The sequence below is a fragment of the Blastococcus sp. SYSU DS0510 genome, assembly GCF_054050835.1.
In genome coordinates this window covers 59,031-81,255 of sequence record NZ_JBJHAC010000018.1, presented here as the reverse complement: position 1 = coordinate 81,255, position 22,225 = coordinate 59,031, and the positions used below count along the sequence as shown (strand labels likewise).

20 protein-coding genes and 1 tRNA gene are annotated in these 22,225 nt (G+C 74.6%); 12 read left to right on the top strand and 9 right to left on the bottom strand.

From position 1 onward, the window contains the following. Positions 1 to 4: 4 nt before the first annotated feature. On the bottom strand, positions 5 to 1,030 hold the full coding sequence (locus ACI79P_RS15320; RefSeq protein WP_456581912.1) for a LacI family DNA-binding transcriptional regulator: 1,026 nt from the start codon (positions 1,028 to 1,030) through the stop codon (positions 5 to 7). 211 nt (positions 1,031 to 1,241) lie between these two features. Between ACI79P_RS15320 and ACI79P_RS15315 the strand changes: the two genes are divergently transcribed. After that, positions 1,242 to 2,639, top strand: a complete 1,398-nt coding sequence (locus ACI79P_RS15315; RefSeq protein ID WP_456581911.1) for a GH1 family beta-glucosidase — start codon at positions 1,242 to 1,244, stop codon at positions 2,637 to 2,639. 46 nt (positions 2,640 to 2,685) lie between these two features. Here the strand turns inward: ACI79P_RS15315 and aceE are convergent, their stop codons facing one another. Then, a complete protein-coding gene (aceE, locus tag ACI79P_RS15310) occupies positions 2,686 to 5,502 on the bottom strand; it encodes a pyruvate dehydrogenase (acetyl-transferring), homodimeric type (protein WP_456581910.1) in 2,817 nt (938 codons plus the stop codon). 409 nt (positions 5,503 to 5,911) lie between these two features. Here aceE and ACI79P_RS15305 point away from each other — a divergent pair, with 409 nt between their 5' ends. The 3 genes from ACI79P_RS15305 (at position 5,912) to ACI79P_RS15295 (ending at position 6,968) form a co-directional block, all read left to right on the top strand. After that, the gene (locus tag ACI79P_RS15305) at positions 5,912 to 6,331 is read left to right on the top strand and encodes a DUF3052 domain-containing protein (protein ID WP_456581909.1); all 420 of its coding nucleotides are present in this window, start codon (positions 5,912 to 5,914) and stop codon (positions 6,329 to 6,331) included. A 15-nt stretch (positions 6,332 to 6,346) separates the two neighbouring features. Continuing rightward, complete coding sequence (locus ACI79P_RS15300; RefSeq protein ID WP_456581908.1) at positions 6,347 to 6,808, top strand: peroxiredoxin; 462 nt, start codon at positions 6,347 to 6,349, stop codon at positions 6,806 to 6,808. An 88-nt stretch (positions 6,809 to 6,896) separates the two neighbouring features. Next, a tRNA-Val gene (locus tag ACI79P_RS15295) sits at positions 6,897 to 6,968 on the top strand. Between the two features lie 17 nt (positions 6,969 to 6,985). On the opposite strand, the gene ACI79P_RS15290 is transcribed toward ACI79P_RS15295, so the two are convergent. Further along, positions 6,986 to 7,789, bottom strand: coding sequence for an esterase/lipase family protein (locus tag ACI79P_RS15290; RefSeq protein WP_456581907.1), 804 nt, complete (start codon positions 7,787 to 7,789; stop codon positions 6,986 to 6,988). 209 nt (positions 7,790 to 7,998) lie between these two features. Here ACI79P_RS15290 and ACI79P_RS15285 point away from each other — a divergent pair, with 209 nt between their 5' ends. Further along, positions 7,999 to 8,910, top strand: a complete 912-nt coding sequence (locus ACI79P_RS15285; RefSeq protein ID WP_456581906.1) for an alpha/beta fold hydrolase — start codon at positions 7,999 to 8,001, stop codon at positions 8,908 to 8,910. Here the strand turns inward: ACI79P_RS15285 and ACI79P_RS15280 are convergent. The 4 genes from ACI79P_RS15280 to ACI79P_RS15265 form a co-directional block, all read right to left on the bottom strand. After that, entirely contained in the window at positions 8,891 to 9,916 is a 1,026-nt protein-coding gene (locus ACI79P_RS15280) for an NAD-dependent epimerase/dehydratase family protein (RefSeq protein ID WP_456581905.1), read from the bottom strand. The genes ACI79P_RS15285 and ACI79P_RS15280 overlap by 20 nt on opposite strands. Then, positions 9,913 to 11,361 carry a WS/DGAT/MGAT family O-acyltransferase gene (locus ACI79P_RS15275; RefSeq protein ID WP_456581931.1) on the bottom strand — a complete coding sequence of 483 codons (1,449 nt, stop codon included), beginning with the start codon at positions 11,359 to 11,361 and terminating at the stop codon, positions 9,913 to 9,915. The genes ACI79P_RS15280 and ACI79P_RS15275 overlap by 4 nt, the downstream gene beginning before the upstream one ends. Before the next feature lie 159 nt (positions 11,362 to 11,520). Continuing rightward, the gene (locus ACI79P_RS15270) at positions 11,521 to 12,486 is read right to left on the bottom strand and encodes an alpha/beta fold hydrolase (RefSeq protein ID WP_456581904.1); all 966 of its coding nucleotides are present in this window, start codon (positions 12,484 to 12,486) and stop codon (positions 11,521 to 11,523) included. 45 nt (positions 12,487 to 12,531) lie between these two features. Further along, the gene (locus ACI79P_RS15265) at positions 12,532 to 14,502 is read right to left on the bottom strand and encodes an FUSC family protein (RefSeq protein ID WP_456581903.1); all 1,971 of its coding nucleotides are present in this window, start codon (positions 14,500 to 14,502) and stop codon (positions 12,532 to 12,534) included. A gap of 60 nt (positions 14,503 to 14,562) precedes the next feature. Here ACI79P_RS15265 and ACI79P_RS15260 point away from each other — a divergent pair, with 60 nt between their 5' ends. Then, complete coding sequence (locus ACI79P_RS15260) at positions 14,563 to 15,375, top strand: Nif3-like dinuclear metal center hexameric protein (RefSeq protein WP_456581902.1); 813 nt, start codon at positions 14,563 to 14,565, stop codon at positions 15,373 to 15,375. Between the two features lie 14 nt (positions 15,376 to 15,389). Here ACI79P_RS15260 and ACI79P_RS15255 read toward each other — a convergent pair whose 3' ends face one another. Further along, complete coding sequence (locus ACI79P_RS15255) at positions 15,390 to 16,127, bottom strand: hypothetical protein (RefSeq protein WP_456581901.1); 738 nt, start codon at positions 16,125 to 16,127, stop codon at positions 15,390 to 15,392. A gap of 101 nt (positions 16,128 to 16,228) precedes the next feature. Here ACI79P_RS15255 and ACI79P_RS15250 point away from each other — a divergent pair, with 101 nt between their 5' ends. The 4 genes from ACI79P_RS15250 to ACI79P_RS15235 are packed head-to-tail and all read left to right on the top strand — an operon-like array spanning position 16,229 to position 20,293. After that, positions 16,229 to 18,031, top strand: coding sequence for a carbon starvation CstA family protein (locus tag ACI79P_RS15250; RefSeq protein WP_456581900.1), 1,803 nt, complete (start codon positions 16,229 to 16,231; stop codon positions 18,029 to 18,031). Beyond that, the gene (locus tag ACI79P_RS15245) at positions 18,028 to 18,426 is read left to right on the top strand and encodes a hypothetical protein (protein WP_456581899.1); all 399 of its coding nucleotides are present in this window, start codon (positions 18,028 to 18,030) and stop codon (positions 18,424 to 18,426) included. The genes ACI79P_RS15250 and ACI79P_RS15245 overlap by 4 nt, the downstream gene beginning before the upstream one ends. Before the next feature lie 35 nt (positions 18,427 to 18,461). Next, entirely contained in the window at positions 18,462 to 19,202 is a 741-nt protein-coding gene (locus ACI79P_RS15240) for a zinc ribbon domain-containing protein (RefSeq protein WP_456581898.1), read from the top strand. Continuing rightward, entirely contained in the window at positions 19,199 to 20,293 is a 1,095-nt protein-coding gene (locus ACI79P_RS15235; protein WP_456581897.1) for a bifunctional RNase H/acid phosphatase, read from the top strand. Before ACI79P_RS15240 ends, ACI79P_RS15235 begins: the two co-directional genes overlap by 4 nt. A gap of 16 nt (positions 20,294 to 20,309) precedes the next feature. On the opposite strand, the gene ACI79P_RS15230 is transcribed toward ACI79P_RS15235, so the two are convergent. Beyond that, complete coding sequence (locus ACI79P_RS15230; RefSeq protein ID WP_456581896.1) at positions 20,310 to 21,062, bottom strand: sulfite exporter TauE/SafE family protein; 753 nt, start codon at positions 21,060 to 21,062, stop codon at positions 20,310 to 20,312. A 24-nt stretch (positions 21,063 to 21,086) separates the two neighbouring features. Between ACI79P_RS15230 and ACI79P_RS15225 the strand changes: the two genes are divergently transcribed. Next, positions 21,087 to 21,446, top strand: coding sequence for a DoxX family protein (locus ACI79P_RS15225; protein WP_456581895.1), 360 nt, complete (start codon positions 21,087 to 21,089; stop codon positions 21,444 to 21,446). 20 nt (positions 21,447 to 21,466) lie between these two features. Beyond that, entirely contained in the window at positions 21,467 to 22,186 is a 720-nt protein-coding gene (locus ACI79P_RS15220) for a PIG-L deacetylase family protein (protein ID WP_456581894.1), read from the top strand. Positions 22,187 to 22,225 lie beyond the last annotated feature (39 nt).

Sequence of the window (22,225 nt, the reverse complement as noted above, 5' to 3'; positions counted from 1 at the left end):
GCGCTCAGGCCGACGCGCGCCGGACCAGCGATGTCGCGCACAGCCGGCTCTCCCCGGCGCCCGCACCCGACTCGATCTGCCCCAGCAGCAGGTCGACCAGCGCCGCGGTCATCTCGTCCAGCGGCTGCGCGACGGTGGTCAGCGGCGGGTCGCAGGTCGCCGCCACCGCCGCGTCGTCGAAGCCGACCACGGCGACGTCCTCGGGCACCTTCCGGCCGGCTGCCCGCAGCGCCCGGAGCGCACCGCAGGCCATCGGGTCGGAGGCGACGAACACGGCGTCCAGGTCGGGGGCGTCGGCCAGCAGCCGGGTCATGGCGCGCCGGCCGCCGGCCTCGGTGAAGTCGCCCTCCGCGACGAGCTCCGGCGCCTCCGCGCGGCCGGCCTCGGCGAGCGCGGCCCGGTAGCCGGCGAGCCGGTCCAGCCCGGCGACCATGTCCATCGGCCCGGTGATCGTCGCGACGCGGCCGCGGCCCAGCCCGAGCAGGTGCCGGGTGGCGGCGGCGGCCCCACCGGCGTTGTCGGCGTCGACGTAGGCCATGGCGCGGCCGTCCAGCGGGCGCCCGGACAGCACCACCGGGACGTGGGCGGTGGCCAGGATGTCGGGCAGCGTGTCGTCGCGGTGCAGCGACATGAGGATCACGCCGTCGACGTGCCCCTGCCGCACGTACCGGCCGATCTTCGCCTGCTCCCGCTCCCCGCGGGCGGCCAGCAGCACGAGGTTCAGCTCGGTGTCGGCCAGCCGGCCGGAGAGCCCCCGGACGATGCTGGCGAAGAACGGGTCGGAGAACACCTGGGTGTCGGACTCCGACAGGACCAGGGCGATCGTGTCGGTGCGCCGGGTGACCAGGCTGCGGGCCGCCCGGTTCGGCACGTAGCGCAGCGTCTCGACGGCGGCCTCCACGGCCCGGCGGGCCTCCGGGCTGACGCGCGGGGAGTCGTTGATCACCCGCGAGACGGTCGCCCGGGAGACCCCCGCCAGCTCGGCGACCTCGTGCAGCGTGGGGCTCGCCGGCCGCGCATCGGTGGTCATGGCACCTCCTCGGCGGTTCCCGGTGGCGCCCGCGCCGGCCGCCGGGTGGTCACCGTAGTGCCGGATCGATCCCCGCACGAGGTCCGCGGCGTGGACCGCCCGTCCGGGCCAGGCGTGGGCGCGGCGGGTGTGAGAACGTTCTCACCGCGTCGGGGCGCACGCCGCCGACCAGCGCCCCGGACCGACCGACCCGCCAAGGAGCAGCGCGCCCATGTCCTCGACCGACCTCCGACCGGAGCTGGCCTCCGGGCTGGTCTTCCCGCCCGGGTTCTTCTTCGGCGCCGCCACGGCCGCCTACCAGATCGAGGGCGCGGTGCGGGCCGACGGCCGCGGCCCCTCCATCTGGGACACGTTCAGCCACACCCCCGGCCGCACGTTCCAGGGGCACACCGGCGACGTCGCCGCCGAGCACTACACCCGCTACCCCGAGGACGTCGCGCTGATGGTCGAGCTCGGGCTCTCGGCCTACCGGTTCTCGGTCGCGTGGTCGCGCGTGCTGCCCGAGGGCGCGGGTCGGATCGAGCAGCGGGGGCTGGACTTCTACCGCCGGCTGGTCGACGAGCTGCTCGAGAACGGCGTGGACCCCTGGCTGACGCTCTACCACTGGGACCTGCCGCAGGCGCTGCAGGACCAGGGCGGCTGGGCGGCGCGCGACACCGCCGCCCGCTTCGCCGACTACGCGGGGATCGTGCACGACGCGCTGGGCGACCGGGTGCGGCACTGGTCCACGCTCAACGAGCCGATGTGCAGCGCGCTGCTGGGCCACATGTCCGGCCAGCACGCGCCGGGGCAGCGCGACCCGGTGGCCGCCGCGCGGGCCACCCACCACCTGCTGCTGGGGCACGGCCTGGCCAGCCGGGTGCTGCGCGACCAGGGCGCCGAGAGCCTGGGGATCACGTTGAACTTCACGCCGATGACGCCGGCGAGCGATCGGCCCGAGGACGTCGACGCCGCGCGGAAGCTGGATGGGCAGCAGAACCGGATGTTCCTCCTGCCGGTGATCAACGGCGCGTACCCCGAGGACGTCGTCGCCGACCTCGCCGGGGCCGGTGCGCCGCTCCCGGTGGAGGACGGCGACCTGGAGACCATCGCCGCGCCGCTGGATTGGCTCGGCGTGAACTACTACTTCGAGTCCACGGTCGAGGTCGGCGTCCGGGACCCGGAGGATCCGACGTCCTTCATCGGCGGCGAGGGCGTCGTCGAGCTCGACCCCGAGGGGCCGACGACGTCCATGGGCTGGGGCGTGAGCCCGGAGGCGTTCACCCGGCTGCTGCGGTGGATCGGGGAGCAGGCGCCCGGCCTGCCGCTGGTCATCACCGAGAACGGTTCGGCGTGGGCGGACGAGGTGGCCGAGGACGGCGGGGTGCACGACCCCGAGCGCATCGACTACCTGGTCCGCCACCTCGCCGCGGTGCGGGCGGCCGTGGACGACGGCGTCGACGTCCGCGGCTACTTCGCCTGGTCGCTGTTGGACAACTACGAGTGGGCCCGGGGCTACGCCCAGCGGTTCGGGCTCGTCCACGTCGACTACGAGACCCAGCGGCGCACCGTGAAGGACAGCGGCCGCGTCTACGCCGACGTCATCCGACGCCACCGCGAGCAGCGCTGAGACGGGGAGCGGGGCCCGCGACGGGCCCCGCTCCCCGGCCTCTTTCTCAGGTCGCCGGGCTGGGGTCCGACCGCTCCTCGGCCGGGGCGGCCTGCACGTCCCGGATCCGGTACTTCTCCACGGCCTCGCGCACCTTCGCCCGGTCGACCTGCCCCTCGTCGGCCAGCGAGGCGAGCGTGCGCACCACGATCGACTCGGCGTCGACGTGGAAGTGCCGCCGCAGCGCCGGGCGGGTGTCGGAGAGCCCGAACCCGTCGGTGCCGAGCGTCGCCATGCCCCCGGGCACGTACGGCGCGATGAGGTCGGGCACCGCCCGCATCCAGTCCGACACCGCCACGACCGGACCCACGGTCTCCTGCAGCCGCTGGGTGACGTAGGGCGTCCGCGGCTCCTCCTCCGGGTGCAGGAGGTTGTGCTCCTCGCACTCGTCGGCCTGGCGGCGCAGCTCGTTCCAGGAGGTCACCGACCAGACGTCGGCGCTCACCCCCCAGTCCTGCGCGAGCAGCTCCTGGGCCCGCAGCGCCCACGGCACGGCGACGCCGGAGGCCAGCAGCTGCGCCTTGACCTCGCCGGCCGCGCCGTCCTCGGCCCGCGGGCCCTCGGCGTAGCGGTACATGCCCGCCAGCAGGCCCTGCACGTCGAGCTCCTCGGGCTCGGCCGGCTGGTTGAACGGCTCGTTGTAGACCGTCAGGTAGTACATGACGTCGGGGGAGCGGGAGCCGCCCAGCGGCGCGCCCGGGTCCTCGCCGTACATGCGGGCCAGCGCGTCCCGGGTGATGTGCGCGACCTCGTAGGAGAACGCGGGGTCGTAGCTCACCACCGCGGGGTTGGTCTGCGCCATCAGCAGCGAGTGGCCGTCCTCGTGCTGGAGGCCCTCGCCGTTGAGCGTCGTCCGCCCGGCCGTGGCGCCCAGGAGGAAGCCGCGGGTCATCTGGTCGGCGGCGGCCCAGATCGAGTCGGCGGTCCGCTGGAACCCGAACATCGAGTAGAAGATGTAGATCGGGATCATCGGCTCGCCGTGCGTGGCGTACGAGGTGCCCACGGCCGTGAACGACGCCGTCGAGCCGGCCTCGTTGATGCCCTCGTGCAGGATGACGCCCTGCTCGGACTCCTTGTAGGTGAGCATCAGCTCCCGGTCGACCGAGGTGTAGCGCTGGCCGGCCGGGTTGTAGATCTTCTGCGTCGGGAAGAGGGAGTCCATCCCGAAGGTGCGGGCCTCGTCCGGGATGATCGGCACGAACCGCGGGCCGAGCTCGGAGTCCTTGAGCAGCTCCTTGAGCAGGCGGACGAACGCCATCGTCGTCGCCACCTCCTGCTTGCCCGAGCCGCGGCGCAGGACGTCGAGGGCCTTGTCCTCGGGCGCCTTGAGCGTCTTGAACTCCGAGCGGCGGCGCGGCACGGCCCCACCCAGGGCCCGGCGCCGTTCGAGCATGTACTGCATCTCGTCGGAGTCCGGGTCGGGCTTGTAGTAGGGCGGCAGGGTCTTGTCCAGCGCCGAGTCCGGGATGTCCAGGTAGAGCCGGTCGCGGAAGGCGGCGAGGTCCTCGGCCGTCAGCTTCTTCATCTGGTGCGTGGAGTTGCGCCCCTCGAAGTGGCTGCCGAGGGTCCAGCCCTTGATGGTCTTGGCCAGGATGACCGTCGGCTGGCCCTTGTGCTCCACGGCCGCCTTGAACGCGGCGTACACCTTGCGGTAGTCGTGCCCACCGCGCGAGAGGCCCCAGATCTCCTTGTCGCTCATGCTCTCCACGAGCTTGCGGGTGCGGGCGTCCCGGCCGAAGAAGTGCTCGCGGACGAAGGCGCCGTCCTCGGCCTTGTAGGTCTGGTAGTCGCCGTCGGGCGTGGTGTTCATGAGGTTGACCAGCGCGCCGTCCCGGTCGGCGGCCAGCAGCGGGTCCCACTCCCGGCCCCAGATCACCTTGACCACGTTCCAGCCGGCGCCGCGGAAGAACGACTCCAGCTCCTGGATCACCTTGCCGTTGCCGCGCACCGGCCCGTCGAGGCGCTGCAGGTTGCAGTTGATGACGAAGGTGAGGTTGTCCAGCTCCTCGCGGGCGGCCAGTCCGATGACGCCCAGCGACTCGGGCTCGTCCATCTCGCCGTCGCCGAGGAAGGCCCAGACGTGCTGGTCGGAGGTGTCCTTGATGCCGCGCGCGTGCAGGTACCGGTTGAACCGGGCCTGGTAGATCGCGTTCAGCGGGCCGAGGCCCATGGAGACGGTCGGGAACTCCCAGAACTCCGGCATCAGCCGCGGGTGCGGGTAGGACGACAGCCCGCCGCCGGGGTGGCTGACCTCCTGGCGGAAGCCGTCGAGCTGGTCCTCGGTCAGCCGGCCCTCGAGGAACGCGCGGGCGTAGATGCCGGGGGAGGCGTGCCCCTGGAACCAGATCTGGTCGCCGCCGCCCGGGTGGTCCTTGCCGCGGAAGAAGTGGTTGAACCCCACCTCGTAGAGGGAGGCGGAGCTGGCGTAGGAGGAGATGTGCCCGCCGACGCCGATCCCCGGGCGCTGCGCGCGGTGGACCATGATCGCGGCGTTCCACCGGATGTAGGCGCGGATGCGCCGCTCGGCGTCCTCGTCGCCGGGGAACCACGGCTCCTGCTCCGGCGGGATCGTGTTGATGTAGTCGGTGCTGCGCAGGGCCGGCACGCCCACCTGCTGCTCGCGGCTGCGCTGCAGCATGCGGAGCATCAGGTACCTGGCCCGGTTGCGGCCGGCGTGGTCGACGACGGCGTCGAGGGACTCCAGCCACTCCTGCGTCTCGTCGGGGTCGGTGTCGACCAGCTGGCTGGGGAGCCCGTCGGTGATGACCGCGCGGGTCTGTCCTGCGCGGGCGGGGTCGCCGTCCGGCTGCTGCGGTGCGCTCATGGACACATCGTCTCCCGACGACGTCGCCCTCGTCACGTCGCGGCGCGATGTACCGGTGAAGTCGTGTCGGACGGACACGCCCCGGCAACGCCCCGGTGCGCCCGGTGCACGCAGGCTTGCGCCCCGCCCGCTATGCCCTACGCTTCCGCCTGCGGTGCCTCGACGAGACGGCACCGTCCGGACACCCGCCCACGAGGGCCGGGTGGCGGGCGCATCGACGACAGCGACAGGGGTGACATGACCGGGGTGCGGGTGGTTCTCCCGCTGGTCGTGTCGATCACCGCCGCGTGTCCGTCCGTCGCCCGCCTGGTCCGCCCGTGACGCGCTCCCGCGCGGTCACCGGCCCGGCCGGGCACCGTCCACCCCACACCAGGCCAGCAGCAGGCCGACCCATGGAGGAGCAGCAGGGATGAGCGTCGACAGCACCGGCATGGCGGCCCGGTTGGGCATCAAGCCGGGCATGGTCGTGCAGGAGCTCGGCTGGAGCGAGGACGCCGACGAGGACCTGCGCGACTCGATCGTCGAGGCTTCCGGCAGCGAGATGGTGGACGAGGACACCGACGAGGTCGCCGACGTCGTCGTGCTCTGGTGGCGCGAGGACGACGGCGACCTGTTCGACGCCCTCACCGACGCGCTGACCTCCCTGGCCGACGAGGGCGTCGTCTGGCTGCTGGTCCCGAAGTCGGGCCGGCCCGGGCACGTCGAGCCGGGCGACGTGACCGAGGTCGCCCCCACGGCCGGGCTCTCGCAGACCACCAGCATCTCCGCGGCCAAGGACTGGTCGGGGATCCGGCTGGTCACCCCGAAGGCAGCCCGCAGCCGCCGCTGAGGCACGATCACCGGCATGAGCCTCTCCGTCGGCGATCGCGCCCCCGAGTTCAGCCTGCCCGACCAGGACAAGCAGGTCGTGTCCCTCGCGGAACTGCGGGGCACCCCCGTGCTGCTGGTCTTCTACCCGTTCGCCTTCTCCGGCATCTGCACCGGCGAGCTCTGCCAGCTGCGTGACGAGCTGACGAACTACACCGACGCGGGCGTGACGGTGCTGGCCATCAGCACCGACCCGGTCTTCAGCCTCAAGGCGTTCAAGGCGCAGGAGAACCTCGAGTTCACGCTGCTCTCGGACTTCTGGCCGCACGGCGAGGTCGCCAAGGCATACGGCGTCTTCAACGAGAAGGCGGGCATGGCCGTGCGTGGCACCTTCCTGGTCGACGCCGAGGGTGCGATCTCCTTCGCCGAGGTGAACGGCCCCGGCGACGCCCGCGAGCAGTCCGGCTGGAAGGACGCCGTCGCCGCGCTCGCGGCCTGAAGCCGGGCGCCCGGGTGGCCCCGCTGCAGGAACCCGCCGCGAGCGTGCGAGTGGTGGGGGGCAGCGGGGTCCTTAAGCTGGGCGCGCGGGGCGTGTAGCTCAGCGGTAGAGCTCTCGGCTTACAACCGAGCGGTCGCAGGTTCGAACCCTGTCGCGCCCACCCGTGCCGTCGCCCGGTCAGGCGGCGGCGACGTCCACCGGGCCCGGCGCCGCGGGCTCGGCGGGCTTCGGGAAGGCCGGCCGCAGGAACGCCGGTGCCTTGAACGGGGCCCACTCGCCTTCCCGCTGCGCCAGCCGGTCGGCGATCGCCCAGAGCGCCGCCGGGTGGTGGCCGATGCCGAGGTGGCTGGCCATGACGGCGATGTTCTCGCAGCGCTCGCCCGGCGTGTTCAGGCAGGTCTGCCAGTGCACGATGCCGTCGAAGTGCGAGTAGATCGACGTCGCCGGCACCGGCAGCGGGCACCCCTCGGTCTCCAACGGGAACTGCCGCTGCTCCACGTGCAGGTGCGCGTAGCGGTCGAAGGCCTTGGAGGCGCGGGTCTGGGTGTGCCGCTCGATGCGGAACGGGCTGCCCAGCGTGATCACCTGGCGCACCGCGTCGGGGCACTGGCGGGCGAGGTCGCGGGCGAAGATGCCGCCCAGGCTCCAACCGATGAGCGTCACCTCGCGGCGGTAGCGGTTGTGCAGGTAGTCCAGCCGGTCGCGCAGGCCGTTCACGCAGATCGCGGTCGGGCCGATGTTGCGGCCCAGGCCCCAGCCGTGCACCCGGTAGTCCAGCCGCCGGAGCGTCGCCCGCAGCACGCGCGTCGAGGTGTCGTCGGCGAGCAGGCCCGGCAGGACCAGCACCGGGTGACCGTCACCCTTCGGCAGCCGCTGGGTCAGCGGACGGGCCGCCAGGTAGAGGCCGTAGTCCGCGAAGGCCCGGGTGGGCTCGCTCAGGTAGAGCGGGAGCGCCGGACCGTCACCCTGCAGTCGTGCCACGTCGTTCCTCCTGGTGCCGTCCGTTCGTGGATGGGCGGTACCAAGATGCGGCCTGGCCCACACCTGTCGGCCGGATACGCGCGGGCACATGTTGCCGAATTGTGTCCTGCGTCATAGCGCACGTTCGCGTTCCGTCCAGGGCGGCGACGGGGCGGTGCTGCGGCCGCTGGCACGTCATGCCACCGTACGGACGACGAGAGGGAGGCAGGATGGCCGAGGACGCGATGCCCGGGCAGAGCCGCACGGTGGACCTCGGGGGTCCGGTGCACTACCTGGACTTCGGTGGTCCGGACGACGGGCCGCCGGTCGTGCTGGTGCACGGGCTGGGCGGCTCGCACCTGAACTGGGACCTCGTCGCGCCGGCGCTGCGGGAGCACGGTCGCGTGCTCGCGCTGGACCTGCCCGGGTTCGGGCGCAGCGAGCCGGGCGGGCGGAAGACGAGCGTGCCGGCCAACGTCGCCGTCCTGCACCGGTTCCTCACCGAGGTGGTGGGCGAGCCGGCGGTGCTGGTGGGCAACTCGATGGGCGGCATGATCTCGATCCTCGCGACGGGGGAACACCCGGAGGCGGTGCGCGGGCTGGTGCTGCTCGACCCCGCCCTCCCCGGGTCGCGGCGGGCGCTCGACCCCCGGGTGGCCGTCATGTTCGCGCTGTACGCGGTCCCCTTCGTCGGGGAGCGCTTCCTGTGGTGGCGGCGGCAGCGGACCTCGGCCCTGGCCCGCGTGCACGAGATGCTGGAGCTCGTCGGCGTCGACCCGCGACGCATGCCGTCGGACGTCATCGACCGGTCGGTGACCCTGCTGGAGGAGCGGCGCGACGTCCAGGGCATGGACCGCGCGTTCCTCGCCGCGGCCCGCTCACTGCTGCGCGTGCTCGCCGATCCGCGTCCCTACCGGGCCGCGATGGCCTCGATCGACGTCCCCGTGCTGCTGGTCCACGGCGACCGCGACCGGCTGGTCCCCGTGGAGGCCGCGCGCGACCTCGCCCGCCGGCACCCCGCGTGGCGCTACGCCGAGTGGACCGGCGTCGGCCACGTCCCGCAGCTGCAGGAGCCCGAGCGGCTGGTCGCCGAGCTGCGCGACTGGATGCGGGACGCCCAGCTCACCGGCTCCCGGGCCTGAGCGTGTCGCGCAGCGCCTCCAGCCCGGTGTAGCGCGGTCGCCACCCGAGCTCCTCGCGGGCCCGGGTGGTGTCCATGATCGCCGGCCGGCTGGCCGCCTCGATCCACTCCGCCGCCGGCGGCAGGAACGGCAGCCGGGACATCGCCCGGGCGGCGGCCTGCGCCGGCGCGGCGGGCAGCGGGATGGCGAGCGCGCCGAACTCCCGGGCGACGTCGGCCGCGGTGAGCACGCCCTCGCCGGCGATGTTGTAGGCACCGGGCGGTCCGGCGCCGAGCACGCACAGCAGCAGCGCCTGGCCGACGTCGTCCTGGTGCACGAACTGCAGCGGGTGCTGCGGCACGAGCAGCGGCACGGGCACCGGCAGCCGCCGCGGCCGGCCGAAGAGCCGGCGCCCGACGGGGGCGAGCGGGCCGGGCAGCACGTCCTTGGCGCCGACCGCCTGCGGGCCCAGCACGACCGGTGGGCGGAGCAGGTACAGGCCCAGGTCGGGCGCGACCGCGGACTCCTCCTCGAGCAGGTGCTCGAGCTCCGCCTTCTCCTGCGCGTAGAACAGCCGGGCCGCCGGGCGCACCGGCCACTCCTCGGAGATCAGCTCCGGGTTGTCCCGGTGGAAGCCGTACGCGGCCACCGAGGAGGCGTAGACGAACCGCCGCGCGCCGACCGCCGCCGCCGCGCGGAACACGTTGAGCGTGCCGTCGACGTTGATGGACCGGGTCGTCTCGCGGGAGGCGTTGCCGGTGATGAGGAAGGCCAGGTGGACGACGACGTCGGCCCCGGCGAAGGCCTGGCGCAGCGCCTCGGGGTCACGCACGTCGCCCTGCCGGTACCGCATCTTCGTCCAGCCGCGCTCCGCCGGGTCGAACGGCCGGCGGGCGATCCCGATGACCGATTCGACGCGGTCGTCGTCCTGGAGCAGCGGGACCAGCCCGGCGCCGAAGGTGCCCGTCGGGCCGGTGACGGCGACGGTCAGCCCGCTCTCGCGGGCGCGCTTCTTCCCCGGGCTCACCGGGCGGCTGCCGAGGTCGTGGGCTTCCCGCCGGTGGGCTGGTCCACCGGGGGAGTCGCCTCCGCGGCGCGGGCGAGCTCGAGCAGCTCCTCGATGCCCCGGCGGATCCCGCCGGAGAGGACGTCGACGTCGGGGAAGGCGTCGAAGTCGGCGTTGAGGCCGAAGGTCATCGTGTCCAGGTAGCTGAAGATCCCGATGGAGCAGCGGATGCCACCGGCGATCGGCACGTAGGCGTGCGCCGAGCGCATCCGCTTGCCCAGCACGTACAGCGGAACCCGGGGGCCCGGCACGTTCGTGGTCACGGCCTGGCACCACATCTGGCCGGCCTGCATGCCCGCCCGCACGCCGAGGGAGAGCAGGCTGGGAGCCACGTAGTCGCCCATCGCGATGATCGACGGCACGTCCACGGCCTGCATCGCCCGCTTGTACTCGTCCATCTGGCCGCGGATGCTCCGCAGCCGGGACGCGGGGTCGGGGTCGCCGACGGGCAGGTCGACGAAGACGCACGAGACCTGGTTGTCCAGCGAGCCGCGCCGGCTCGCCGAGCGGACCGACACCGGGACCATCGTGCGCACCACCAGGTTCTCCGAGGACAGCTCACCGCGGCCCTGGAGGAGGTCGCGGAACCCCCTGGTGATCGCGGTGAGGATGACGTCGTTCACCGTGCCGCCCAGCGCCGTGCGCACCTCCTTGAACTCCGCGAGGCTGCCCTGCGTCCACGCCCAGCGCCGGTGCGGGCCGATGGGCCCGTTCAGCGACCGGGCGGTGGGGGTGATCGCCTGCTTGGCCAGCGAGGGCACCGTGCGGGCCAGCGTGCGGCCGGTCTGGGTGAGGCCGCGCGCGTTGCGGACGGCGGTGGCGATGCTCGGCAGGCCGGTGAGGGTGCGCAGCGGGGCGGTCGCCGCCTCCGTGACCGCCCCCGCCACCAGCGCGGCCGACGACGGGTCCCGCCGCGGCGTCCAGTCCCGCGGCTCGGCGTGGGTGGCGTCGGGGTCGAGGTCGAACATCAGCTGCATCAGGTCGGTGCCGGCGACGCCGTCGACCATGCAGTGGTGGACCTTGGAGATCAGCGCCCACCGCCCGTCGGCCAGCCCCTCCACGAGCCACAGCTCCCAGAGCGGCTTGGCCATGTCCAGGCGCTGGCCGAGCACCCGGCCGGCGAGGTTGCGCAGCTGCTCGTCCCCGCCGGGGGAGGGCACCGCGGTGTGCCGGACGTGGTACAGGATCTGGAAGTGCGGGTCGTCGACCCACATCGGGCGGCCGAGTTGCAGCGGCACCTGGCGCACGCGCTGCCGGTAGCGCGGGACCAGCGGGAGCTTGCTCAGCAGCAGTCGGACGACGTCGCCGTAGGTGGGGGCCGGGCCTTCGAACACCGCCACCGACCCCACGTGCATCGGGGTGTTCTCGCTCTCGGCGAAGTAGAACCCGCTGTCGAGGGCACTCATGCGGTCCACGTCTTCACTCCTCGCCGCCCCGGTCGCTCTGCTCGGACCAGGGCCTCGCACGTCCAGGTCGGTGGCCGCCGAAACTAGGTGTGCCTCTCCGTGCACGCAAATCCGCGGTGTGGCGGCGACCACATCCTGCGATGCCCGGAATCGGGCGGGTCAACCGGCCTTGCGCCCCTCGACGTCCACCCGGTCGAGCAGGTCGGTGAAGGCGCGGTCGACCACGGCCGTGCGGGTCAGGTTGACGCTGTGCCCGGCCCCGGGGACCACGACGAGCTCGGCGCCCGGCCCGACGGCCTCGGCGATCCGCCGGCCGTGCGCCGCCGGGGTCAGCCGGTCGTGGGTCGCCGCGACCACGGTGACGGGGATGCGGCGCAGCACCTCCAGCGCCGCGCCCTCGTCGTGGTCGAGGAAGGTCGCGTAGAAGGCCATCGTCACCGGGAGCGGCGTCTCCTCGAGCAGCTGCTGCACCATCCGGACCGAGTGGCGGTCGGCGTCGTCCCGCCCGAACAGCAGTCGCCGGATGGCCCGCCGGCCCAGGAAGGTGCCCCGCCGTCGCCGCTTCTCCAGCGACGGGGCGATCAGCCGCAGCAGCCAGAGGTACAGGGTCAGCAGCCGGAGCCGGCGCAACACCCTCAGGAGGAACCCGGTCAGCCCGGTGTCGGCCAGCCCGCCGGCGGAGGTGGCGAGCAGGAACGCGCCGACCACCCGGGTGCCGAACAGCTCCGGCCGCTGCCGGGCCAGCGCCAGGATGCTCATCCCGCCCATCGAGTGCCCGGCGAGCACCACCGGCCCGGTCGGGACGACGGCGTCCAGCACCTGGCCGAGGTCCCGGCCGGTGCGGTCGATGGTGGCGCGGCTGAGCGGCGTCCAGCCGGAGCGGCCGTGTCCGCGCTGGTCCCAGAGGACCAGCCGCGCCCGGTCCCGCAGCGCCGCGCGCTGCAGCTCCCACTCGGCCAGCCGCGCCGTGAACCCGTGGCAGAGGACGACGGTGAGCGGGGCGTCCTCCCTCCCGTCGAACTCGACGTGCAGGTCCACGCCGTCGTCGGTGGTCACCGTCCGCGAGCCGGGTGGGGGCGGCCCGTCGAGCGAGGGCAGGGTCAGGAGCGGGGGGTCGACGGGCACGGCGCCATCCCAGGCGCCCGGGGCCGGGGGCGCAAACCGGGGCGGTCAGTGCCCGCTGCCGCGCCGCCCGGGAGCGGCCTCCCGCACCAGGCGGCGGGCGGCGTCGACCTCCCGGGCAACCGGGCCCAGCACGCCCTCGGCGTGCAGCTCGGCGTCGTCGTCGGGCGCGGACCGGGCCCGGACGTCGTCCTCCAGCCCGCGGATGGCCCGGCGCAGCGCGGCCACCTGCGCCAGGTCGGGGGCGGGCTCACCGCCGCGGCCGGCGATGACCGCCTCGGTGACCGCGTCGGAGGTGCGCTCCAGCTGGACGATCACCGGCCACCAGGCGGCTGCCCGCGTGCTGATCGGCGGCGGCTCGGCCAGCCGCCGCTGCAGCTGGGTCTGCAGCTCCGTGAGCGCCCGGTAGCTGCGCCGGCGGGCGCGGCGGCGCTCGGTCGGGCTGCCGGTGAAGGCGGCCGCGACGAAGGCGTCCAGGGCGCGGGCGGCCTCGCGCAGCGCCTCGTCGAGCGGGGCGCGCCAGGTCTGCGGCCACAGCAGGTAGCCGAACACCAGCACGATCGCGCAGCCGATCAGGGTGTCGAGCAGGCGGGCGCCCACGAGCCCCGGGTCGCTCGGCAGCGTGAGGTCCAGCAGCAGGATGATCAGCGGCGTCTGGAAGACCGAGAACAGGCCGAAGTTCGCGTTGCGCGCCCACGGCAGCACCGCGGCCGAGCAGGCCAGCGCGACGAGCACCCAGCCGTTGCGCGGGAGGGCCGCGAGCAGCGCGGACCCGATCAGGACGCCGAGGAGCGTCCCGGCGCCCCGCTGCACGGCCCGGGTGAACACCGAGCCGAAGTCGGGCTTCAGGACGATCGCGACGGTGAGCAGCACCCAGTAGGGGCGCTCGATCGGCAGGTACTGGCGGGCGATCTCGGCGATCGTCATGCACAGCGAGAGGCGGACGGCGAAGGCCCGGGCGTCGGCACTGGCCAGCGTGCGGTCGCCGAGGTCGTGCAGGCGGGTGCGCAGGTCCGGCCGCGGGGCCGGCGCGGCGGCACCGGCGCGCTCCTCGGGGTCGCCGACGACGTTCCACACCAGCCGCACCCCGTGCCGGACCGCCCGCACCGCGGGGTGCCCCTGCGCCAGCGGCGCCGGCCGCTGGTCGGTGAGCTGCCCGCTGCCGGAGACCGCCGCCGCCAGGGAGTGCGCGGCGACGACGTCCTGCGGATCGGCGGGGACCCCCGCCGCGGCCGCGGCGACCGCGCCCTCCACCAGGGGCGCCGCGGCGTTGAGGACGCCGGCCAGCTCGGAGAGCTCGCGGCTGCGGCCGGCGGACCGGCTGCGGCTGCGGATGACCCGGTCGTACGCCTCGTTGAGCGCGCCCGTCAGCGCCCGCCGGGCCTCGGGCGCCGCATCGCTGCCCACCGCCGCGAGCAGCTCGCCGATGCGGGTGAACACCGCTGCGACGGCGGACCGGTCGGGGTCCAGCGGCTCGGTGCGCGCCTGGACGAGGGTGATCACCACGGCCCACGCCGCGCCGCAGAGGAAGAAGCCGACCTCGGCCGCGGCCGGCAGCGGCGTCACGAGCCCCGACGCGAGGGCGGTGTAGATGAGCAGCTGGAGCGCGCCCAGGGAGAGGGTCGCGCTCACCGCGCTGACGAGGGCCGCGACGGCCGACAGCACCGCGATGACGACGACCGGTGTCCAGCCGCCGCCGGTGGCGTGCTGACCGGCGAGCAGGCCGAGCATCCCGAAGAGCGTGGCCGCGCCGCTGCGGCGCAGCCGCTCCCGCAGGGGGCCGGGCTGGGGCGCCAGGGTCGCCGCGAGCGCGCCCATCGTGCCGAAGACGCCGGCGCCCAGCGCGCCGCCGGCCTCCACCCCGCCGCCCACCACGACGGCGAGGACCAGGGGCGCCGGGATGGAGACGGCGAACCGGGCGACGTCGCGCCACGGGACCGGCGGGGGAGTGGTGCGCACCAGCTCCTCGAGCCAGGCCGGGGCGCGCAGCGACCGCTCCCGACCCCGCCGCTCTCCCACGGCGGAAGCTTGGCACTCCGCCGGGTCGGTCCCGCGCACCCCCGCCTACGCTGACCAGCCGTGACCGTGCAGCTCGGGAAGGTCCTCGCCGCCCTCGACGCCCGCTACGACCCCGCCCTCGCCGAGAGCTGGGACGCGGTCGGCCTGGTGTGCGGCGATCCGGCGGAGCAGGTGGGCTCGGTGCTGTTCGCGGTCGACCCGACGGCGGCGGTCGTCGACGAGGTGGTGCGGACCGGCGCGCAGCTGCTGGTGACCCACCACCCGCTGTTCCTCACCCCCGTGCACGGCGTGCCCGCCGACGACCCTCGGGGCCGGCTGGTGCACCGGCTGGTCCGGGCCGGCGCCGGGCTCTTCGTCGCGCACACCAACGCCGACCGGGCCCCGCGCCACGGGGTCAACGACGCGCTGGCGGCGGCGCTCGGGCTGGAGGACGCCGTCCCCCTGGAGCCCTCCGCCGCGGACCCGCGCGCGGGCCTGGGCCGGGTCGGCCGGCTGCCCGAGCCGATGACGCTGCGCCGGTTCGCCGAGCACGCGGCGGCGGCGCTGCCCGCCACGGCCGGCGGTGTGCGGGCGGCCGGGAACCCCGACCGCCGGATCGCCACCGTCGCGGTCTGCGGCGGCAGCGGTGGGTCGCTGCTCGGCGCAGCGGCGGCGGCCGGGGCCGACGTGCTGCTCACCAGCGACCTGAAGCACCACCCGGTGTCCGACGCGCTGGAGGTGCCCGGGCCCGCGCTCTGCGACGTGGCGCACTACGCCTCCGAGTGGCCGTGGCTGCCGGTCGCCGCCGACGTGCTGCGCCGGGACCTCGACGGCGCGGTGGAGGTCGCCGTCGCCGCGCCGCGCACCGACCCCTGGGCCTACCGGGCCGGCTGACCGGCGGGTCCCGCTCAGGCGTGACCGGCGGCGCGCAGTGCCTGGATGCAGGTCCGCTCGAGGGAACGCTGCCGGCGGATCCGGGCGAGCAGGCCGGGGACCGGTTCCAGCTGCCGGGTCGCGGCCGGGCGCACCTCGGTGACCCGGCCGTCGGCGAAGCGCCCGGAGGTGGTGTGCACCGTCCAGCGCTCGACGTCGGGCACCGAGAGCTCCTGCCCGACCAGCACCGCGGGGCCGGTCACGCCCGCGGGAGCGCCGCGGAGCTCCAGCGGATCGGCGTCCCAGTCGGCGACGCGGACGGTGCGCACGTGCAGCCCCCCGTCGTCCACGGCGAGGACGGAGTCGGCGGGGCCCTCGCGCCGGTCGACCGGGACGACGTCCGCCGTGTCGAGGAGCAGCACCAGGCGGGGGAGGTACCACCAGTGCTCGCGGCGGAGCATGTGCGAGTCGGCGAGGGCCCGCGAGGGCGGGTGCTTGCGCAGCTCCTGGTCGAGCAGGTCCTCGGTGAAGAGGTCGCCGGTCCCGTCCTCGACCAGCGTGAAGCGGCCGGTCAGCGCCAGCGGTGACCACCGGGACCCGGTGAGGCGCGGGTCGGAGAGGACCAGCGCCGCCGAGCCGGCCGCCGCGACCGCGCGAGCGGTGGCCACGTGCGCCCACGGCAGGGCGACCGCCGGCCGCCCGCCGAGCACGAGGGGGACGACGCCGGTGGCCCCCGGTGGCGCGCCGGGCACCGCCCACAACAGTTCGGCCACGCCTGCGGCGTGCAGCGCTCCCACACTTGTGGTGTCCATCGCCTGGATGTCTACTCCCTCCGACGGCGGCGACGAGGCCGCCCTGGACCTGGGGGTTCGCCGTGCCCGCGTTCGTCGTGGCCGCCGTGGTCGGGGTGCTGTTCTTCCTCGGCTACCGGTACTACTCCAGCTACCTGGCCCGGAAGGTGTACGCCCTCGACCCGGCGTTCGTCACCCCGGCGCACGAGTTCAACGACGGCAACGACTTCGTGCCGACGAACAAGCACGTCCTCTTCGGCCACCACTTCACCTCGGTCGCCGGGGCCGCGCCGATCGTCGGCCCGGCGATCGCGGTGTTCTGGGGGTGGGGCCCGGCGCTGACGTGGATCGTGCTCGGGACGATCTTCGCCGCCGGGGTGCACGACTTCGGCTCGCTGGCGGTGTCGGTGCGGCACAAGGCCAAGAGCATCGGCACCCTGGCCGGCGAGGTCATCAACGGCCGCGCCCGGCGGCTGTTCCTGGTGATCATCTTCTTCCTGCTCACCCTGGTGAACGCGGTGTTCGCCGTCGTCATCGGCAACCTGTTCGTCGCCAACCCGGGCGCGGTCATCCCGATCGTGCTGGAGATCCCGCTGGCCATCGCCATCGGCGTGTACATCTACCGGACCCGCTCCTCGGCGCTGCTGCCGTCGATCGTGGGCGTGATCGTGCTGTACGCGCTGATCCTCGTCGGCAACGCCTACCCGATCTCGCTGGACGGCCTCGCCGAGGCGCTCGGGGTGGAGCAGACCCGCAACGTCTGGGTGGTGCTGCTGTTCATCTACACCTGGATCGCCTCCCGCATCCCCGTGTGGGTGCTGCTGCAGCCGCGCGACTACATCAACAGCCACCAGCTGTTCATCGCCCTCGGCGTCATCGGCCTCGGCCTGATCGTCGGCATGAACACCATCCAGGCGCCGGTCGTCAACGACGTCCCCGAGGGCTCGCCGAGCTTCTTCCCGTTCCTCTTCATCACCATCGCCTGCGGAGCCATCTCCGGGTTCCACTCGCTCGTCTCCTCGGGGACGACCTCCAAGCAGCTGGACAAGGAGACCGACGCCCGGTACGTCGGCTACATGGGCGCCGTCGGCGAGGGCTCGCTCGCCACCGGCGCCGTGCTGGCCGCCACCGCCGGGGTCGCCGCCTCGCAGGCGGACTGGGAGGCGCTCTACCCCGACTTCGCCACGGCCTCGGGCGGCGCCGTCGGCAACTTCGTCAACGGTGTCGCCACCTTCGCCAACAACCTGGCGATCCCGCTCGACATCGCGACGATCTTCGCGGCCGTCGTCGTGATCAGCTTCGCGGCGACGACGATGGACACCGGCGTCCGGCTGCAGCGCTACGTCGTCCAGGAGATCGGTGAGCTGATCGGGGCGCGGGTGCTGTCGCGGAACCTGACGGTGGCGACGACCATCGCCGTGGTCATCCCGCTGGCCATGGCGCTGCTGCCCGGTGGCGGGGAGGCCGGGTACACCTTCGGCGTCCTGTGGCAGCTGTTCGGCACGACCAACCAGCTCACCGCCGGGCTCGCGCTCTCGGTCATAGCGGTCTGGATCACCCGGCGCGGGCGCAACCCGGTCGCGGCGTTGGTCCCGCTGGTGTTCCTGCTGGTCATGACCACCTGGGCGCTGCTGGTCAACCTGCGCAACTTCGTGCGGGACGACCAGTGGGTGCTCGCGCCGCTGGACGCGCTGATCTTCGTGCTGGCGGTCTGGCTGATCGTCGAGGCGGTCATCGCGCTCCTCGCGGCGCGGCGGGAGCGCCCGGCGGCCGTGGACGCCGACGGGACCGGCGGCGGGCGGGAGTCCGTCGTCGCCCGCGCCAACCCCGACGAGGCGGTGTCGGACCGTCCGCTCGGCGGTCCCGACCGGGACGACCGGCGGTGACCCCGCGGGTCGTCCTCGTCCGGGGCTCCCGCGCGGCGGCCGCGTCCGGCGGCTGCTGCAGCGGGGACGTCCGGCCCTTCGACGAGGGTGGCTCGCACTGCCACGTCCCGCCGGCGGACGACGCGGTCGGTGCGGTGTACCGGGCGCTGCGCGCGCGGCTCCCGGACGACGTCGCCATCGAGGTGGTGTCGCCGTCGAACTGGCTGTGGCTGCTGCCGGAGCTGGTCGGCGCCGGGCGCCGACGCGGCCTGCGCGGCGCCGCGCTGCGCCGGTCGGTGCGGGCGGCCATGGCGGTCGAGTCCCTCGTCGTCGACGGCGTGGTCCTGGCCTCGGGGGGCCTGCCGTCGCCCGACGCCGCGGTCGCGGCGGTGGAGGCCGAGCTCGCGCTGCGGTGAGCAGGCCGCGGTCGAGCCGCAGGTAGGTTGGCGGCGTGAAGGCCGACCACTTCGAACAGCAGAAGCTCCTGGAGCTCGCGGCGGAGGACGTCGCCCTGACCCAGCTCGCCCACCGGAGGCGGACCCTGCCGGAGGCCGTGGCGGTGGAGGCGGCGGCGGAGACCGAGCGGTCGCTGGCCGACGACGTCGTCCGGGCCGAGACCGAGGTGCGTGACCTGCAGCGCGAGGTCGCCCGCCTGGAGGCCGACGTCGAGACCGTGCGGCAGCGCGCCACCCGCGACCAGCAGCGCCTGGACGCCGGCGGGGTCAGCGCGCGGGAGACCAGCAGCCTGCAGTCGGAGATGGAGTCGCTCGCGCGCCGCCAGGCGACCCTGGAGGACCAGGAGCTCGAGCTGATGGAGCGCCTCGAGACCGCCGAGGCCACGCTGCGGGCGGCGCAGGAGGCGCTGGCGCAGGCGCGGGGCGAGCTGGAGCGGGCCGAGCAGCTGCGCGACGACGCGCTCGCCGACATCGCCGACGGCATCAGCCGGCACGAGAGCGCGCGCGCCGCCGTCGCCGGTGGCCTCTCCGCCCCGCTGCTGGCGCTGTACGACCGCGTTCGCACCCAGACCGGCACGACCGGAGCGGCGATGCTGCGCGCCCGCCAGTGCCAGGGGTGCCGGATCGAGCTCAACGGGCGGGAGCTGGCGGCGGTCGGGAACGCCGACCCGCACGAGGTCGTCCGGTGCGAGAACTGCGGGCGGATCCTGGTCCGCACGGCCGAGTCCGGGCTGTGAGCCGCCGGTTCGTCGTGGAGGCCGACGGCGGGTCCCGGGGCAACCCGGGGCCGGCCGGCTACGGCGCCCTGGTGCGGGACGCGGACACCGGCCGGGTGCTGGCCGAGCGCGCCGCGTCGGTGGGCCGCGCCACCAACAACGTCGCCGAGTACGGCGGGCTGGTCGCCGGGCTGCAGGCGGCGCTCGACCTCGACGCCTCCGCCGAGGTCGAGGTGCGCATGGATTCCAAGCTCGTCGTCGAGCAGATGTCGGGCCGCTGGAAGATCAAGCACCCGGACATGCAGCAGCTCGCCCTGCAGGCCCGCGCGATCGCCCGGAAGCTCGGCGGCGTCCGCTACACCTGGGTGCCGCGCGCGCAGAACGGCGCCGCGGACGCCCTGGCGAACAGCGCGATGGACGGCCGGCCGGTGCACAGGGACGCCGCCGCGGAGCCCAGCGTGGCCGAGGACGACGTCCAGCCGACGGCCGAGCCGGCCCCGGTGGTCACGACGGTCACCCACCTGCTGCGGCACGGCCAGACCGAGCACACCCCCGAGCGCCGGTTCAGCGGCCGCAACGAGCTGCCGCTGTCGCGGACCGGGCGGGCCGAGGCGGAGGTGGCCGGCGAGCGCGCCGCCGAGCTCGGCATCGAGGTGGTCGTCGCCTCGCCGCTGCGCCGCACCCGGGAGACCGCCGAGATCGTGGCCGCGCGGCTCGGCCTGCCGGTGGAGTTCGACGACGACCTGGTCGAGCTGGATTTCGGGGCCCTGGAGGGGCTGAGCGCGGAGGAGGCGCGCTCCAGGCACCCGCTGGCGGTGCGCCGGTTCATGGGGGACGTGACCGTCGCGGCTCCCGGCGGTGAGTCGGTCGCCGACGTCGCCGGCCGGGTGGAGCGGGCCCGGCAGCGGATCCTCACCCGGCACGCCGGGCGGACGGTGCTGGTGGTCAGCCACGTCACGCCGATCAAGCTGATGCTCGCCGCCGGGCTCGGCACCGGTCCCGAGGTCGTCCACCGGGTGTTCCTGGAGGCCGCCTCGCTGTGCACGGTGGCGTGGTCGACCGACGGGCGCTCGTCGGTGCGGCTGCTGAACGACACCGCGCACCTGCGCTGACGCCCGCCGAGGCCGGTCAGGTGCGCAGGTAGAGGTAGACCGACACCGCGACGCCGAAGGTCACGATGAGGACCCGCAACGGGGTCGCCGGGATGCGGGTGGCGATGCGCGCCCCGAGGAAGCCGCCGACGAGGCCGGCCGGGGCGGCGACGGCGACGACCGTCCAGGCGACCGGCCCGAAGATGCCGAACACGAGCAGGGTGATGGTCGCCGTGACGGCCGACAGCGCGGACTTGAGCGCGTTGGCGAGCTTCAGCCGGTGCAGCCCGATGCCGAGCACGCCGACGAGGATGACCCCGAGCGCGCCGCCGAAGTACCCGCCGTAGACGGTGGCGAGGAAGAGCGCCAGGTACAGCCAGGCGGGGTCGCCGGGCTCGCCGGCGGCCCGCCCGGCCAGGCGCCGCGTCACGAGCGGCTGGACGGCGAGCAGCAGGCTGGCCAGGAGCACGAGCGCCGGGACGACGACGTCGAAGGCGTCTGACGGGGTGGTGAGGAGCAGGACGCTGCCGGCGAGCCCGCCCAGGGCGGCCACCGCGCCGAACCGGACGAGGCGACGGCGCTGGCCGGCGTACTCGGCGCGGAAGCCGGCGACGCCGCCGAGGTAGCCGGGCCACTGGGCCAGCGAGTTGGTGACGTTCGCAGCGACCGTGCCGAGGCCGAGCCCGACCAGCGTGGGGAAGAGGATCAGCGAGCCGCCGCCGGCGATCGAGTTGACGCCGCCGGCCACGAAGGCGACGCCCGCCGCGATGAGCAGGTCGACGGCGGACACGGCGGGTCACCCTACGGTGGCCCCATGCGGAGACCGGCGAGCGCGACGTGGCTGGGAGCCCTGCTGGGCGGGTCGGGAGTGCTGCACCTGGTGCGCCCGCGCACCTACGAGTGGCTGGTGCCGCCGGAGCTCGGCTCGGCCCGGGCGTGGGTGCTCGCCAGCGGGGTGGCCGAGATCGGCACCGCCGCGCTGCTGGCCGTTCCGAGCACCCGCCGGGTCGGCGGCTGGTCGGCCGCGGCCCTGCTGCTGGGGTTCGTGCCGGCGCACCTGCACCACCTCCGGCTGGGGCTCCGGAAGCCGCCGGTGCTGGCCGCGGCCGTCGTGCGGCTGCCCCTGCAGGTGCCGATGGTCGCAGCGGCGCTGCGGGTGGCCCGCGGGCGCTGACGGCGGGGCAGACTCGCCCCATGCCGCCTGCACCGATGCCCGACGACTGGCAGCGCGCCCTCGTCGTCGCCGCGCACCCTGACGACATCGAGTACGGCCTGGCCGCCGCCGTCGCCTCGTGGACGGCCGCGGGCAAGGAGGTGCACTACCTCCTGGCGACCCGGGGTGAGGCCGGGATGGCCGGCGTCCCCCCGGCGGAGGCGGGCCCGCTGCGCGAGGAGGAGGAGCGGCGGTCGGCTGCCGTCGTCGGGGTCACGGAGGTGGAGTTCCTCGACCACCGGGACGGCGTCCTGGTGGCCGGGCCCGAGCTGCGACGCGACCTCGCCGCGGCGATCCGGCGGCACCGGCCCGAGCTCGTCGTCACCGGGTACTTCGGGCCCACGTGGAGCCCGCCGGGGGTGTCGCCCGCCTACCTGAACTCGGCCGACCACCAGGCGCTCGGCCAGTCGGTGCTCGACGCGGTCGCCGACGCGGGCAACGAGTGGATCTTCCCGGAGCTGACCGAGGAGCGGTGGTCGGGCGTCCAGTACATCGCGGTCAGCGAGCTGACCGACCCGCCGCACGAGGTCGACGTCAGCGACCAGGTGGAGAAGGCGGTCGCCTCGCTGGCCGAGCAGCGGCGGTACCTGGAGCTGCTGTCGGACGACCCCGTCGACGTGCAGGCTCGCCAGATCGTGGACATGTCCACGCTGACCGAGGACGGGCGTCGGCGGGTCGGCTTCCGGCTCTACTGGGGATAGGCGATGCCCGGCGGTCCGGCGCGAGGCAGGACCGCACGA

Coding starts and splice junctions, on each gene's coding strand:
- ACI79P_RS15300 (WP_456581908.1), top strand. CDS start 6,347: ATGAGCCTCTCCGTCGGCGATCGCGCCCCCGAGTTCAGCCTGCCCGAC.
- ACI79P_RS15320 (WP_456581912.1), bottom strand. CDS start 1,030: ATGACCACCGATGCGCGGCCGGCGAGCCCCACGCTGCACGAGGTCGCC.
- ACI79P_RS15285 (WP_456581906.1), top strand. CDS start 7,999: ATGGCCGAGGACGCGATGCCCGGGCAGAGCCGCACGGTGGACCTCGGG.
- ACI79P_RS15315 (WP_456581911.1), top strand. CDS start 1,242: ATGTCCTCGACCGACCTCCGACCGGAGCTGGCCTCCGGGCTGGTCTTC.
- aceE (WP_456581910.1), bottom strand. CDS start 5,502: ATGAGCGCACCGCAGCAGCCGGACGGCGACCCCGCCCGCGCAGGACAG.
- ACI79P_RS15225 (WP_456581895.1), top strand. CDS start 21,087: ATGCGGAGACCGGCGAGCGCGACGTGGCTGGGAGCCCTGCTGGGCGGG.
- ACI79P_RS15220 (WP_456581894.1), top strand. CDS start 21,467: ATGCCGCCTGCACCGATGCCCGACGACTGGCAGCGCGCCCTCGTCGTC.
- ACI79P_RS15275 (WP_456581931.1), bottom strand. CDS start 11,361: ATGAGTGCCCTCGACAGCGGGTTCTACTTCGCCGAGAGCGAGAACACC.
- ACI79P_RS15305 (WP_456581909.1), top strand. CDS start 5,912: ATGAGCGTCGACAGCACCGGCATGGCGGCCCGGTTGGGCATCAAGCCG.